Consider the following 14,286-nt stretch of genomic DNA (forward strand, 5'->3'; position numbering starts at 1 on the left):
GCCTGTGTCTTGCGCGGGCTCAGTACCCGGCGAGTTTCTGGTGCAGCTTGCTGACCGTGCCGTCGGTGTCGGTCATGGTGACATCGACCGATTGCGCACGGCTCGGCACCGACAGCCCCACACGCGGATTTTCCGACAACGAGATCGAACCCGTCATCTCGACAAATCCGGACCCGTCCAGATCGATATCCACCGTCTCGACGTAGCGCATCGGGATGAAGAGCAGCGAGATCTGGTCCATCTGCATGCCCGAATGGGACGGGTGCGAGATGTCCACATCCATCCGCGAGAGCCGCGAGGCAAAGCTGATCAGCTCACCCCCCGCGATGCCCGGTAGAGCGCTCCCGAGGGCGACGTCCATCTCGCCCAACGAGGCGAGCGCGGCAATCGGATCGGTCCCCGGCGGCGCGGCACAGGCGCCGGTGCCCGAGGTCTTCACATAGCTTTCCTGCACGAACAGCCGCCCATCGCTGGTTTCCGCCACCACATGGAGCGGCGTCGGCCCGTTCACCCGCATGGTCACATCGAAGAAAAAGCTGGGCTGCGGCTCCTCGAGCGCAAAGACCGCCGAGACCGGCATGGGGTTCTCGTCGAGCACCACCCAGACCTTCGCGACCTCGGCCCCGAGCGGCGGGATGATCTGCGCGGCGAGATTGGCGCGGGCATCATCCGGGGTACGATAGGGCGCGTCGATTGCGATCACGCTGTCGCCATCCATCAACATGCGGTCGCCATAGAGCGCGGACTTGATGTCGTCCCAGGCCTCGGACCCGGCGAGAGCGGGCAGGGCGGTGCAGCACAGAAGGGCTGTCGTCAGAGCTAGGCGGGTCATTTTGTTCCTCCCAAAACAAAAGCACCGAAGGCGCGGGGGCCGTCGCACGTCTCGACAGACGATAGCACGGCAAGGGTTTCTGCGTCGATGATCGAGAGCGTGTTGTCGAACCAGTTCGCCACGAGGATGCGCCGACCATCGGGAGTGGCATCGATCCCCTCGGGGTACTCGCCGGTCTCGAGCGTGGCCCGCGGGGCGAGCGTATCGAGATCGAAGACACTCAGGCTGTCGGCATATTGGTTGGTGACAAAGCCGCGACCGGCGGCAAAGGCGATGCCATAGGGGCGCGCGCCCACGGGCAGGGTCGCAATCACCGCGCCGGTCTCAGGGTCGAGGACGGTGACATCATCACTGCCGACATTCGCCACGAACAGGCGCCCTGCGGGACCAAACCGCAGGCCGAAGGGACGGGTGCCCACGGTGGCTTTATGTAATGGGGCAAGGGTCTCGGCGTCGAAGATCGAAACCGCATCCGCGTCACGATCCGCCGAGGCGAGAAAGCGTCCATCGTCCGACAGGGCCAGCCCCGCGGGCGCGGCCCCCACTGCAAGCTCGGCCTCGGGGGCAAGGGTTTGGTCATCCAGCACCCAGACCCGGGCATTGTACCAGTCCGAGACGAAGACCCGGCCCCGCGCGGCATCGCGGGCGATGCCGATCGGCCCCCCGTCCAGCACGGCTTCCGCCAGGATCGCCCCGCTGGAAGGGTCATGAAGACGAACGGTCTTGGCCTCAGGCGCGACGGTGAAGACCGCGTCGGAGGCCGCATCCACGCCCGCAGGTTTGCCGGGCACCGCCCAACCGCCCGCACTCTGTCCGGTGCCGATATCGATTACGTCGACCGCATCGCCATTCTGGCAGGTCACAAATGCGAGATCGCCCGCCGCCACCGGAGTGGCGGTCAGGCACAGCATGGTCAGCAGGTCAGGAGCCCGCGGCACCAAAGCGCTCCGTCAGCGCGTCGAGCCCCATCTGATAGACCCCGGTCACCGCCGCAATGGCCGCCGCGTCGTTGAGGTTCTCGGGCGGGTCATTGTTCGGATAGCCCCGGTAGAACGCCCCGCGCCACTCGATCAACGAGCCCCCGCCATCAAGCGGCTTCACCGTCAGATGTGAGGAGTAATTCGTCACCGGCAGAACCTCTACCAGCACATCGGTGATACGGTAGGAATAACTCATCTTCTCGTCGGAAAACTTGTAGAGCACCTCGGCAATGGTCGGCCCATCCGCCGCGCCGAGAGTCAGCAACCGTGTCGCATCAATGGCATTGCCATTCTCGCCGGTCGAGGAAAACACCGCCGGGTGCCAGGACATGTCCTGGAAGTTGCCGAGCACCGCCCAGACCTCTGCCGGATCCGCCGCGACCTCGGTGGTCAGGGTGACTTTCTGGCGGGTCGGGCCATGGGCCGTAGCGAGTCCCGGCAGCAGAGCTGCGGTGGCCAAGGCCATCATAAAGGTACGTTTTCTCATCATTCCTCCCTGAAGATGCGATTGTTCAGTATGTAACGCATGCCGCGGGACCAGCTGTCATCGGTATTGCCCCGGATATCCACGACACCGCCTCTGACCAGGTCCCCACTGCTCGCATCGCGCAGCTGAAGGTTCAGGGTCAGAATGAGGTTCGAGACTTTCTGGACCTCTCCGACGAGAGAGAAATCCGCCCCCAGCCGGGTCGCGATCCGCGTGTCGCAGCCATAGCATTTCGCGAGGTTCACAACCCGCTCGATGGCCACGCGTTCTGGTTCCAGATCGACCAGCTCGTACCCCTCGCTGCGGAAGCGTGCGGCAACCGTCTCTTCGAGGGTGGCGAGCCGCGCGGCCTCGGCCGGGTCCAGTCCCAGCTCGGTCGTCTGCAGCGAGGTGTCGAGCATGGTCAGGCCGAAGAAGGCGACCTTGTCCTGCGCCGCTGCGCAGCCCGTCGAGAGCAGAAGAACCAGAAGAGCTGTGCGCATGTCCCTGTTCTTAAAAAATAAGAGTTACGCTTGAGGATCGGACTGTTAAGCTTCTCAAACAACCAAGCCAAAAGTATCGGCTTGGGGCGGCCCGGATCTGGAGGAGACGGGCCGGCAGAGACCCGGCGCAGACAAAGCCGGGCGAGGGGAGGACATCGTGAGACTATTGCTGGCACCGCTTTTGGCGGTCTGTGCCCTGCTGACTTCTGCTCCGATTGCGCTGGCCATCGATGTGCGGGCCGCGGTGCTGCGGATCGACTATCCGACCCTGCTGCCGATCAGCCGCTATGACCTGCGCCCTGAGGATCTGGGCTTTGCCGGCGGGGCCTTGGCGGATGAGGACAATGGCACGACCGGCAGTTTCCTGGGCCACACCTACGAGACGCGGGGCGTGGCGACCACGCCGGAAGACGCCGATGCCGCGCTGGAGGCGTTGCTGGCCGAGGGGGTGGATCTCTTTGTCATTCTGGCCCGGGCCGAGGACCTCTTGCGGCTGACGGATCGGGCGGCCGAGGCCGGTGCGCTGGTCTTTAACGCGTCCGCACCGGATGTCGCCTTGCGGGATGATCAATGCCGGGGGAACCTGCTCCATACGGCGCCGAGCCACCGGATGAACACGGATGCGGTGGCCCAGTTTCTCGTCTGGAAGCAGTGGAAGAACTGGTTCCTGATTTCGGGGTCGAACCCGGCGGATGTGGCGCTGGCGGACTCCTATCGGTTCTCGGCGCGCAAGTTCGGGGCACGCATCACCGAGGAGCGCGCCTTCGAAGACACGGGCGGCTCGCGCCGGACGGATTCGGGCCACGTGCTGGTGCAGCGGCAATTGCCGACCTTCACCCAGGGCGCGGCAGGGCATGACGTGCTCGTGGCTGCTGATGAAACCGACTATTTCGCCCGTTACCTGAGCTATCATCTCTGGACACCGCGCCCGGTCGTGGGCTCCGGCGGTCTGGTTCCGACCACGTTCCACGGTGCCCACGAGGCGTATGGCGCCACGCAATACCAGACCCGGTTCGAGGATCTGACCGGGCGCTACGCAAAGCCCGAGGATTACAATGTCTGGCTTGCCCTGCGCGTGGTGGGCGAGGCCGTGACCCGGGCCAATACCGCCCAACCCATGGAGGTTCGGGACTACGCCATCTCGGACGCGTTCGAGCTGGCCGCCTTCAAGGGCCAGAAGGTGACCTTCCGGGACTGGAATGGTCAATTGCGCCAACCGATCCTGCTCCATGACGGGATGATCACCGTGAGCGTCAGCCCGCAGGACGGGTTCCTGCACCAGCGCTCGACCCTCGACACGCTCGGCTTGGACAAGCCGGAATCCGACTGCACCGCTTTCAACTGAACCGCCTTTGATCCCATGGAGGGACCCATGAAATCGATCCTTCTTTCCGCCGCCGCTCTGGCGCTCTGCACCGCTCCGGCGCTTGCCGGCAAGGCCTTCGTCTCGAATGAGCGCGGCAACACGATCACCGTCGTCAACACCGAAACCTGGGAGGTTGAGACCGAGTTTTTCGCCGGAAACCGCCCGCGCGGCATCACCGTCAGTCCGGATGAAAAGCTGATCTATGTCTGTGCCTCCGATGACAACCTGATCCGGGTGTTTGACGCGACCACCTATGAAGAGCTGCCAAGCCTGCCTTCGGGTCCGGATCCGGAGCTGTTCATTCTCGAGCCGTCGGGCAAGCGGCTCTACATCGCCAATGAGGACGACAATCTCGTCACCGTGACCGATACCGAGACCCGGACCGTGCTGGCCGAAGTCCCCGTGGGGGTGGAGCCCGAGGGGATGGGCATGAGTCCGGATGCCAAATGGGTGGTCAATACGTCCGAGACCACGAACATGGCGCATTTCATCTCGACCGAGGATTACAAGATTAAGCACAACGTGCTGGTCGATCAGCGCCCGCGCTATGCCCATTACACCAGTGACGGCACGCGGCTCTTTGTGACCTCCGAGATCGGCGGTACCGTCTCGGTGATGGACATCGACGATGACGGTGCGCCTACGATGGTGGGCAAGATCACCTTCGAAGTGGCTGGCCTGCAGCCCGAATGGCTGCAGCCCGTGGGCGCGCGCGTCACGCAGGACGGCTCGCGGCTCTTTGTGGCGCTCGGACCGGCGAACCGGGTCGCGGTGGTCGATGCCCGCAGCCTCGAAGTGCTCGACTATATCCTCGTGGGCCAGCGGGTCTGGCAGCTCGATTTCACGCCGGATGAAAAATACCTGCTCACCACAAATGGCAATTCCAACGACATCACCGTGATCGATGTCGAGAAGGAGCGCGCCATCCGCTCCGTTCAAGTCGGCCAGCAGCCCTGGGGCGTTGTCACCATCAAGTAAGCCAATCCCGCCGCGACAGCGCCGTCGCGCGACGAAGAAAGGAACCCTCATGAGACATCTGTTATGCGCCGCGGCCTTGGCCTGTTTTGCAAGCCCGCTCGCCGCTGCCCCGCTTTGCGATGATCTGGGCTTTGCCGGATTGCTGGCGAGCTGCAATCGCGGCGAGACGATCGAGCTGACCCTGGCCTCGGGCCAACCGCTTGGCGAGGACGTCGTTCTGGAATCCGGGGCCTATTACAAGCTGGAGATCACCGCCGATGGCTCGGCGGAACTGGCGGTCGAGGGGCCAAGCTTCTTTCGGTCGATCTGGATGAACGAGATCGTCATCAACAAAATCGAGATCCGCCCCATGGCCATCGATTCCATCGAATTCGACAAGGCGGGCGTGGTCGAGTTGTCCTTCATTGCGATCAAGCCGGGCCGCCATGTCCTGCGTATCCCCGGATCCACCGGCGAGAGCCAGTCGGTCACCCTGTCCATTCAGTAACCAAACGAGGAGCTATCCATGAAACCGATCCTGACCCTTGCCGCGGCCCTGCTGATCGCTGCACCGAGTTTCGCGAGCGAGGTGGATGACGCCACCGAGATGAAGATCATGGCGATGCTGGCCGAAATGGAATGCCAGATGGATGCGGATGACATCGAGGTCGAAGATGACGGTTATGACCTGGATGACGTGATCTGCAAGGGTGGCAACCAGTTCGACATCAAGCTCGACAAGGACCTGAACGAAGTCTCCCGCCGCGCCGAGTAAGCCCGGCGGGTCCTCCCGCAAGACGTTCCTCCCAAAGACCTCGGAGATCGCAACCGGATCTCTGGGGTCTTTCCTCGTTTCGGGAGACCTGCTGGGCTCCGGACCGAGTGCGCGGCGCTTGAGATTGGTCCGCACGGCCCCATTTTGACAGCATTGCTAGCACTTGCTAGACTGACGCAACTTTCATCCAGAGGCACCCATGGCGACTCTCACCGTCCGAAACATCGAACCCGAGCTGCATAATTTCCTGCGCCAGGAGGCGGCCCGCCATGGCCGGTCGATGGAGGCGGAGGTGCGGGCCCTCCTGCGGGCGCGCATGGCGGCGGAGGGCCGGTCGCCGCGTGACGTCGCCGCCGCGATCCGGTCGCGGTTCGCGGGCCTCGAGGGGGGCATTCCCCTGCCGGACCGGCCCAGCCTGCCGGACCCCATGGATCTGGCCGGATAGGGCCGGATATGATCATCCTCGACACGAATGTGGTCTCGGAGCTGATGAAGCCCGCGCCGTCGGACGCCCTGATGCGCTGGTTTCAGGACACCCCGCCCGAGCCGCTGGCCCTGACCGCGATCACCGTTGCGGAACTGCGCTATGGCATCGCCATGTTGCCTGAGGGCAAGCGCAAGGCAGGGCTGGATCAGGCCGTGACCGAGATGCTGGCACAGGACTTTCCGGGCCTTGTTCTGCCCTTCGATCAGGCCGCCGCCGAGCATTATGGCCCCCTTGCCGCGCAGCATCGCGCTGCAGGGCGCAATCCCGGGCAGGCCGATGTGATGATCGCCGCCATTGCCACGGCGCAGGGTGCGGGGATTGCGACCCGAAACCTCAAGGATTTCGAGGGGCTCTATCTGCGTCTTCTCAACCCGTTTGCCGGACCCGCACAGGTCCGACGCTGATTTCAGGCGGCGTGCGAGCGCAGGGTTCGCTCGGCCTTCTGCAAGGCGCAATAGGCAGTGTATCTCGCATCGTGCCGCGCTTTCAGAGGACCTGAGACAGGGGTCTTGCGCGACGCGATGCGCGACATCCGGGACATGGCTTCGGTCAGACCCGGATAGGCCCCGCCGGCAACCGCGCCGAGCATCGCCGCCCCCAGCAGGACCGGCTCGGGGCAGGCCGTGGACAGGACCGGCACACCCGCTGCATCCGCCAGAAGCTGTTGGATCGCAGGGCTCTCGCCCGCGCCGCCGCTGATGGCGATGGCCGTGGGGCGGACCCCATGCGCCGCTTGGGCCTCCATGATCTGGCGCAGCCCGTAGCCGACGCCAAAGACCGCCGCGAGATAGGTGCGCAGCAGGTCCTCTTCGCCCGTATCCAGCGTCAGCCCGCTGATGATCCCGGTGGCGTTCGGGTCCGCAAATGGCGCGCGATTGCCCAACAGATCCGGCACGATCAGGCGCGGCCCGACGAGGGTGACCGCATCGCTCGGGCTGGCAAGCTCGGCGGTGACCCGACGCAGCAGAGCGGCCTGCAGCGACAGACACCCGGCCTCGGCCCGGGCGGTCGCCTCGGGCGCGGCGGGATGCGTATGGATCAGGTGGGCGATGGCCTCGCCCGCAGCCGATTGTCCCCCTTCGGACAACCACAGATCCGGGATCATTGCCGAGAAATACGGCCCCCAAACCCCCGGCACCCGTTGCGGTGCGGTGGAACTGGCCATGGTGCATGCGGAGGTTCCGAACACATAAGCCATGGTCTGCTCCGGTCCCCGCTCCGGGTCCGCGCCAACCGTGCCAAGCCCGCCCGCATGGGCATCGATCAGCCCCGCGCCCACGGGGATGCCCGGGCGCAGGTCCATGGCGGCGGCGGCCTGCGGGCTCAGCCCCTGACCCAGCGGGGCGCCCGGGGCCACGATGGTCTGGCCGATCCGGGCATAGTCTTCGCGGGGTAAGGTGTTCAGCCCGATCGCCTCGAAATAGCTGTCATCCCAGCGGTCCTCATGGGCGAGATAGGTCCATTTGCAAGTCACCGTACAGGCCGAGCGGGCGAGGGATCCGGTGGCCGACCATGTCAGGAAGTCCGGCAGGTCAAAGAACCGGGTCGCAGCCGCGAAGGTCTCGGGCATGCTCTCCTGAAGCCAGAGCAGCTTGGGCGTTTGCATCTCGGGCGAGATCCGGCCCCCTACATAGGTCAGCACCGGATGGCCCGTGGCGTTGATCCGGTCAGCCTGATCCAGCGCGCGGTGATCCATCCAGACGATCACGTTGCGCCTTGGATCGGCCGAGGCGCTGACACTGATGGGAGCGTCACCCGGCCCCAACACCACCAGAGAGCAGGCCGCGTCAAACCCGACCCCGGCAATCTCGGCAGCCGGCACGCCGGCCCGGGCCCGCGCCTCGATCACGCAAGTACAGACAGCCGCCCAGATATCGTCCGAGGATTGCTCTGCGATCTCTCCGGCCTCGCGCCACATGGCGATGGCGTGCTTGTGGCTGGCCAAGAGGGTGCCTTCGGCATCGAACACACCGGCGCGGGCGCTGCCTGTGCCGACATCAACGCCAATGAAATAGGGGGCGGTCATGGTCAAAGATCCGTTGCGTTCGGAACCAGCACGAGGTCCCGGATGGTGACATTGGCCGGGCGGGTCAGCATGAAGACGATGCAATCGGCCACTTCCTTGGGCTGCATCAGGCTGCCTTCGGCGAGGGCCTCTTCCATCTTGGCCTTGGGCCAGTCATCCAGCAGGGCGGTCACCACCGGGCCGGGCAGGATCGCACCGACGCGCACGCCGTCCTTGGCCACTTGCCGCCGCACCGTATGGGTAAAGGCCTGCACGGCGTGTTTGGAGGCGGTGTAGATCGGCTCCCACACCACCGGGACGACCCCGGCAATCGAGCTGGTCAGGATCACATCGCCCGAGCCTTGCCGGGTCAGGTGGGGCAGAACCGCATGGACCGAGCGGAAGGCCGCATTGATATTGAGGTTCAGCACCCGGTCCCAGACATCCGGATCGCCCTCGCTCACCGGCCCGCCCACATAGGCCCCCGCATTGGCGTGAAAGGCATCGAGACGCCCGGTCGCCGCAAGGATCTGCGGCAGCATCTGCGCGATGCTGGCCGGATCGAGCAGGTCCGTGACCACCGGATGCGCCCTGGGTCCGAGCCGATCGCAGGCCGCCTCAAGCGCCGTGCGGTCATAATCCACCAAGGCCACCTGCGCCCCGGCCTGCAGACAGGCCTCTGCGGTGGCAAGCCCGATGCCCGACGCGGCCCCGGTGATCGCAATGGACTTGTCTTGCAGGGATTGGGTCATGGGAACCTCCGTCAGATGCTGGAATAGCCGCCATCGGCCATGATGAGCGCGCCGTTGATCAGGTCGGAGGCGGGCGAGGCGAGATAGAGCGCGAGATCCGCGATTTCCTCGGGCTCGCCAAAGCGGCCCAGGGGGGTGCGGGCAAGGAAGGGGTCCTTCTTCTCGGGCGCAGACCAGAGCGTGCGCCCCATGGCGGTCAGCACCACCGTCGGACAGATCGCGTTGACCTGCACATTATGGGGCGCCGCCTCGGTCATCAGGGCCTTGGTCAACCCGTTCAGCCCGGCCTTGGAGGCCGTATAGGCCGCGTGGTCGGGCAGGGCGATTACCCCGGTCTGGGACGAGATGTTGATGATCTTGCCGCGCCGCCGAGCCTTCATCCCGGGCAGGAGCGCCTGAGACAGCAGAAATGGCGCGGTGAGGTTGATGGCGAGGGTCTCTTGCCAATCCGCAAGCGCATAGTCCTCGGCGGGGCCGGTCAGGGCGACACCGGCAGAATTGACGAGGATGTCGAGCGCGTCACAGGCCGCGAGGGCGGTCTCGGCGATCCGGGAAACCTGCGCCGGATCGGACAGGTCTCCGGTCACGGGTATAAACTCCTGCCCCTGCGCGGTTACCATCGCGCCGGTCTCCGCCAGCCGCGCGGCGTCGCGGCCATGGCCGATCACCGTGGCACCAGCCCCGGCGAACGCGGTGGCGATGGCGGCCCCGATCCCGGAGGAGGCACCGGTGACGAGCGCCGTGCGCCCGGCGAGGGAAAAGCGGTCTGACATGGGCTACTCCAGATTGGTGTGCCGGGCGCGCATGGTTTCGGCGCTCTGGCCCAGACGGTCCCGCAGGTCGAGGATCAGCGCCTCACCGAAGAGAAACAGCAGCGCCTCATAGAGCGAGCCCATGGGCAGGATCGAGGCCGGGGCGGTCTGGTCATCGGCCATGGTCTGGGCGGGCAGGGTGATGGTCAGGTCGGCCAACTTGGGCAGGGGGCCACCGGGTTGCGCGGTGAAACAGCAGATCGTCGCCGCCTGCGCCCGTGCGGTGCTCGCAAGGGCGGCAACGGTCGCGAAATCCCCGGGGCCCGCGCTGATCAGCAGGGTGTCGCCCTCGGCAATCGGGGGGACGGTCATGTCGCCGATCACATGGGTGTCGAGCCCGAGATGAAAGAGCCGCATGGCGATGGCCTTCATCATCAACCCCTCGCGCCCCACGCCATAGCAGAAGATCCGCTGGCTGCGGGCGAGCCGCTCCGCGAGCTGCCCGGTTTGGGCCAGCACCTCGGCGGTCACCCCGGTGGCGAGATCGGCGAGAATGCGGTCGGCGGTCGCGTGTCCGGTCATCCCGGCGTCCCCAGGCTGATCTGGATCTTGACGTCCGTGGGACGGGCCTCCACCGCGCGGTCAAAGGCAGCGATACTGTCGGCAAAGGCGAAAGTGTCCGAGATCAACGGCTTGAGATCCACCTTGCCCGACCCGATCAGGGCAATGGCCCGATCATAGACATTGGCATAGCGGAATACGGTTTCCATGCGCAGCTCTTTGGATTGCGCGAGCACGATATCCACGGGCACCGGATCGACAGGCATGCCGACCCAGACGACGCAACCGCCGGGGGCAGCGGTCTCGAGTGCGGTCTGGATCGAGGCAGGTGCCCCGGCACATTCGAAGACCACATCCGCGCCCCAGCCGCCCGTCGCCTCCGCAAGGGTGCGGGCCGCATCCGTCTTGGTCACATTGATCGGGTGGACATTGTCATACCCCCCGGCGATGGCCAGTTTCTCATCCACCACATCGGTGATGTAGACCTCGGCACATCCGCCCGCGAGAGCGGCCAAGGCGACCATGATACCGATCGGGCCCGCGCCGGTCACAAGGGCGATATCCCCCGGCGTGATCCGCGCCCGCGCCGCCGCCTGCATCCCGATGGCAAAGGGTTCGACCATGGCGCCCTCGGCGAAGGACACGCTGTCGGGCAGTTTGTAGGTATAGGCCGCGGGGTGGATCACTGACGGGGTCAGACAGCCATGGATCGGCGGCGTCGCCCAGAAGCGCACCGCCGGGTCCACGTTGTAAATGCCCAGCTTGGAGGCCTTGGACCGCGGGTCCGGAATGCCAGGCTCCATGCAGACCCGGTCGCCCGGGGCGAGATGGGTCACCTCTGCGCCCACGGCGCGCACCGTCCCCGACGCCTCATGCCCCAGAACCATGGGGGCGGTGACCACGAACGGGCCGATCTTGCCATGGGTATAGTAGTGCACGTCGCTCCCGCAGATCCCCACCGTGTCGATCTCGATCCGCACGTCATCGGGGCCCAGATCCTCGGGAAGCGCGATCTCGCGCAGCGCCAGCTTGTGTTTTTCTTCCAGTACCAGGGCTTGGGCCATGGGTCCCTCCGGTGTCGTTGTCAGTCTGGGCTAGGGCCCTGCTTCGGCGAGCAGGGCCTGGGCGGTGGCTTCGTCTGTGACCAGCGTGTCGACAAAACCGCGGGCGAGTGCGGCCTTGAGGATCGGCGCCTTGTGCAGGCCGCCGGCGGCAAGGATGACGTTCTTGATCCGGGCCAGCTCATCGAGAGAGACCCCGATGACCCGGCGATTGATGTCGTGGTCGATCAAATCCCCCTGCGCGTCGAGGATATGACCGGTGATATCGCCGACCCCGCCCTTGGCGATCAGGTCAGCCGGATTGATGTCCCGGGGCAGGGCGTCCCGCACCAGAAGCGAGCTCTGCAGATCGCCGGCCGCAATCGCCACGGCGTCGGAGCCGCGGATTTTCTCAACCATCTCGGCGATCACGTCCTGCTCGCGAAACAGACGCTGGCTCTCTGGGCTGCCCGCATAGAGCGGCGCGGTGAAAAAGCTGTGCTCGGCATTGCAGAGATCCGCGAGCCGGGTGGTGATCTCGTAGCCATTCACATCCGAGCCCCGCGTCACCCCGCCCATGATCGACACGATCTCAAGTTCCGGACGGTCGAGCGGCTGCATGAAACGGGTCGCGAGGTTCAGCGTATTGCCCCAGGACATGCCAAAGCGCGTCAGGCTCTGATCGGACAGAAGCTCGCTCAGATGCGCGCCGAGCCCTGCGCTGACCAGACTGGTGACCGAGGCCGGGTTGTCCGGCGTGGGCACGACCACCGCGCGCAGCAGGCGAAAGCGCCGCTCGAGCCGCCATTCGAGATCAGCCGCCGCTGCGTAGACCGAGTTCACACTGATCCGCAGGATGCCGCGCTTGCGGGCCTCGCTCAGGGCCTTGTTGACCTTCAGCCGCGTGATGCCGAACCGGGATGCCGCATCGGCCTGGGTCAGGCCCTCGATCTCGCACGCCCAGGCAAGCCGCACGAGCAGCTGTTCTTCCGGGTCGATCTGGTCAAGTTTGATGGAGCGCGACATGGGGCTGGCCTTTTCAGGGAGGGGGGAGGAGGTCTGATCTGCAAAAGTATCGCGGATCAGGCCTTTGTATCACTTAACAGCCCCCATGGTCAGGCCGCGCACCAGCTGCTTCGACGCCAGAAGCGCGAAGATCAGCACCGGGATCACGATCAGGGTCGAGGTGGCCATGATCTTGCCATAGGGCAGGTTGTAGCCCTCCATGAATGACACGGCCATGGCCGGCGCGGTCTTGGCCTCGCTCCGGGTCAGAATCAGCCCGAACATCAACTCGTTCCACGAGAAGATGAACGAGAAGATCGCGGATACCGCCACGCCGGGCATGGCCAACGGCAGGCAGATCTTGCGCATGATGGTGAATTGCGACGCCCCTTCGAGCCGCGCCGCCTCGTCGAGCTCGTAGGGCAGGCCCCGGAATTGGTCGGTGACGATCCAGATAACGATCGGCAGGTTGAAGGTCAGGTAGATCAGGATCAGCGTGATATGCTTGTCGAGGATCCCAAGGTTCCGCGCGATCAGGAAGAAGGGCAGGGCGAGCACGATCGGCGACACCATGCGGTTGGTGATGAACCAGAACCACAGGTCCTTCTTGCCGCGAAACTCGAACCGGGCGAGGGCGAAGGCCGCAGGCACCCCGAGGATCAGCGCCAACACGGTGGTCGAGACCGCGATGACCAGCGAGTTGATCAGCGTGCGCAGCACCCCATCCTCGAACAGCGCCTCGCGGTAATTGTCGAGGGTCGGGGCGAAGGTCCAGACCGGTGGCGCCTCGAGGGCGACGATCTGCGTTTTCAGCGAGGTCGTGACCATCCAGTAGAACGGAAAGACGCAAAGCGTGATGATCGCGAGCAGCAGCAGGATCTGCCACAGGAGGGAGCGGTTGGTGGCCATGGGTCAGACCTCCTTGTAGAACAGGCGGATGTAGATCTGCGCGAGAACGATCGTCACGATCAGCAGGATGACCGCCTGGGCCGAGGCGAGCCCCTGGTCGAAGCCGCGGAAACCCACCCTCTGGATCATCAGCGAGATCAACTCGGTCGAAGCGCCGGGCCCGCCGCGCGTCAACGTGAACACCATGTCAAAGAGCTTCAGCGTATCGGCCGTCCGCAGGATCAGCACCGCAGTCAGCCCCGGCAGAAGGAAGGGCAGCTGCACATAGCGCAGTATGGTCCACCAGCGTTTGGTCTCGAGCCGCGCAGCCTCTTCGACTTCGCCGGGGACCATGGTTAGGCCCGCCAGCAGGACGAGGGCGACAAAGGGCGTCCACTGCCACACGTCCCAGAAGATGATCATGATAAAGGCGTTTGTCGGATCGCCGATCCAGTTGATATCGGCCCCGCCAAGCAGCTGGTTCACCACGCCGAATTTCTGGTTGAACATCACCTGTCCCAGAAGGCCCACCACCGCATAGGTCATCGCCATGGGCAGCACCAGGCTCAACCGCGCCAGGGTTTTCATCAGGGTCAGCCCCGGCTGGTGCAAGACCAGCGCGATGCCCAACCCAAAGATCAGCTGCAGGGGCAAGGCGGTGCCGAGCAGGAAGAAGGTCCGGCCCATCGCCTGCCAGAACACCTCGTCGGTCAGGACGGTCCAGTAATTCTCAAGCCCGATGAACTCGACCCGCTTGAGCTTGGTCAGGTTGTAGAAATGCAGGGATGTCCACACCGCGTAAAGCAGTGGCGCGATGCCCACGATGGCAAGACCGAATACGGCCGGACCAATGAAACTGAGAATGGTGCGGCGCGATACCTGCCCACGCATGACGTCTCCCCCCAAAATGTCGTATG

The 14,286-nt window shown here is 65.0% G+C and carries 18 protein-coding genes; 6 read left to right on the plus strand and 12 right to left on the minus strand.

The window, feature by feature from the left end; genetic code table 11:
* Window positions 1-19: 19 nt before the first annotated feature.
* Genes ACP15I_RS20625 through ACP15I_RS20640 form a run of 4 tightly spaced genes read right to left on the minus strand, consistent with a single transcriptional unit; the run spans window position 20 to window position 2,781 of the window.
* Complete coding sequence (locus ACP15I_RS20625; RefSeq protein WP_424968684.1) at window positions 20-832, minus strand: quinoprotein dehydrogenase-associated SoxYZ-like carrier; 813 nt, start codon at window positions 830-832, stop codon at window positions 20-22.
* Window positions 829-1,770, minus strand: a complete 942-nt coding sequence (locus tag ACP15I_RS20630) for a YncE family protein (protein WP_424976492.1) — start codon at window positions 1,768-1,770, stop codon at window positions 829-831. Before ACP15I_RS20630 ends, ACP15I_RS20625 begins: the two co-directional genes overlap by 4 nt.
* Window positions 1,754-2,299, minus strand: a complete 546-nt coding sequence (locus tag ACP15I_RS20635; RefSeq protein ID WP_424968682.1) for an SRPBCC family protein — start codon at window positions 2,297-2,299, stop codon at window positions 1,754-1,756. The genes ACP15I_RS20630 and ACP15I_RS20635 overlap by 17 nt, the downstream gene beginning before the upstream one ends.
* Window positions 2,299-2,781 carry a DUF3280 domain-containing protein gene (locus ACP15I_RS20640; RefSeq protein ID WP_424976493.1) on the minus strand — a complete coding sequence of 161 codons (483 nt, stop codon included), beginning with the start codon at window positions 2,779-2,781 and terminating at the stop codon, window positions 2,299-2,301. The genes ACP15I_RS20635 and ACP15I_RS20640 overlap by 1 nt, the downstream gene beginning before the upstream one ends.
* 157 nt (window positions 2,782-2,938) lie before the next feature.
* On the opposite strand from ACP15I_RS20640, the gene ACP15I_RS20645 reads away from it, so the two are divergent.
* From ACP15I_RS20645 to ACP15I_RS20670, 6 genes are all read left to right on the plus strand, one after another.
* The gene (locus ACP15I_RS20645) at window positions 2,939-4,126 is read left to right on the plus strand and encodes an ABC transporter substrate-binding protein (protein WP_424968680.1); all 1,188 of its coding nucleotides are present in this window, start codon (window positions 2,939-2,941) and stop codon (window positions 4,124-4,126) included.
* A gap of 27 nt (window positions 4,127-4,153) precedes the next feature.
* Entirely contained in the window at window positions 4,154-5,125 is a 972-nt protein-coding gene (locus tag ACP15I_RS20650) for a YVTN family beta-propeller repeat protein (RefSeq protein WP_424968679.1), read from the plus strand.
* A gap of 49 nt (window positions 5,126-5,174) precedes the next feature.
* Window positions 5,175-5,612, plus strand: coding sequence for a hypothetical protein (locus ACP15I_RS20655; RefSeq protein ID WP_424968678.1), 438 nt, complete (start codon window positions 5,175-5,177; stop codon window positions 5,610-5,612).
* A gap of 18 nt (window positions 5,613-5,630) precedes the next feature.
* Window positions 5,631-5,879, plus strand: a complete 249-nt coding sequence (locus tag ACP15I_RS20660; protein ID WP_424976494.1) for a PepSY domain-containing protein — start codon at window positions 5,631-5,633, stop codon at window positions 5,877-5,879.
* A 199-nt stretch (window positions 5,880-6,078) separates the two neighbouring features.
* Window positions 6,079-6,324, plus strand: a complete 246-nt coding sequence (locus ACP15I_RS20665) for a FitA-like ribbon-helix-helix domain-containing protein (protein ID WP_424976495.1) — start codon at window positions 6,079-6,081, stop codon at window positions 6,322-6,324.
* A gap of 8 nt (window positions 6,325-6,332) precedes the next feature.
* A complete protein-coding gene (locus ACP15I_RS20670; protein WP_424968675.1) occupies window positions 6,333-6,770 on the plus strand; it encodes a type II toxin-antitoxin system VapC family toxin in 438 nt (145 codons plus the stop codon).
* Between the two features lie 2 nt (window positions 6,771-6,772).
* Here ACP15I_RS20670 and ACP15I_RS20675 read toward each other — a convergent pair whose 3' ends face one another.
* The 8 genes from ACP15I_RS20675 to ACP15I_RS20710 form a co-directional block, all read right to left on the minus strand.
* Window positions 6,773-8,392 carry an FGGY-family carbohydrate kinase gene (locus tag ACP15I_RS20675; RefSeq protein WP_424976496.1) on the minus strand — a complete coding sequence of 540 codons (1,620 nt, stop codon included), beginning with the start codon at window positions 8,390-8,392 and terminating at the stop codon, window positions 6,773-6,775.
* Window positions 8,393-8,394: 2 nt separating this feature from the next.
* The gene (locus ACP15I_RS20680) at window positions 8,395-9,123 is read right to left on the minus strand and encodes an SDR family oxidoreductase (protein WP_424976498.1); all 729 of its coding nucleotides are present in this window, start codon (window positions 9,121-9,123) and stop codon (window positions 8,395-8,397) included.
* Window positions 9,124-9,134: 11 nt separating this feature from the next.
* Entirely contained in the window at window positions 9,135-9,896 is a 762-nt protein-coding gene (locus ACP15I_RS20685; RefSeq protein ID WP_424976499.1) for an SDR family NAD(P)-dependent oxidoreductase, read from the minus strand.
* 3 nt (window positions 9,897-9,899) lie between these two features.
* Window positions 9,900-10,457 (minus strand): 6-phospho-3-hexuloisomerase, encoded by a 558-nt coding sequence (hxlB, locus tag ACP15I_RS20690; protein ID WP_424976500.1) that lies wholly within the window; start codon window positions 10,455-10,457, stop codon window positions 9,900-9,902.
* Window positions 10,454-11,500, minus strand: a complete 1,047-nt coding sequence (locus ACP15I_RS20695) for an NAD(P)-dependent alcohol dehydrogenase (protein WP_424976501.1) — start codon at window positions 11,498-11,500, stop codon at window positions 10,454-10,456. Before ACP15I_RS20695 ends, hxlB begins: the two co-directional genes overlap by 4 nt.
* Before the next feature lie 30 nt (window positions 11,501-11,530).
* Window positions 11,531-12,502: a sugar-binding transcriptional regulator gene (locus ACP15I_RS20700; protein ID WP_424976502.1), complete on the minus strand. Its 972-nt coding sequence runs from the start codon at window positions 12,500-12,502 to the stop codon at window positions 11,531-11,533.
* Window positions 12,503-12,571: 69 nt separating this feature from the next.
* On the minus strand, window positions 12,572-13,390 hold the full coding sequence (locus ACP15I_RS20705) for a carbohydrate ABC transporter permease (RefSeq protein ID WP_424976503.1): 819 nt from the start codon (window positions 13,388-13,390) through the stop codon (window positions 12,572-12,574).
* A gap of 3 nt (window positions 13,391-13,393) precedes the next feature.
* Entirely contained in the window at window positions 13,394-14,260 is an 867-nt protein-coding gene (locus ACP15I_RS20710; RefSeq protein ID WP_424976504.1) for a carbohydrate ABC transporter permease, read from the minus strand.
* Window positions 14,261-14,286: the final 26 nt, after the last annotated feature.

The organism is Dinoroseobacter sp. S124A, from assembly GCF_049801015.1.
Taxonomy (GTDB): domain Bacteria; phylum Pseudomonadota; class Alphaproteobacteria; order Rhodobacterales; family Rhodobacteraceae; genus Dinoroseobacter.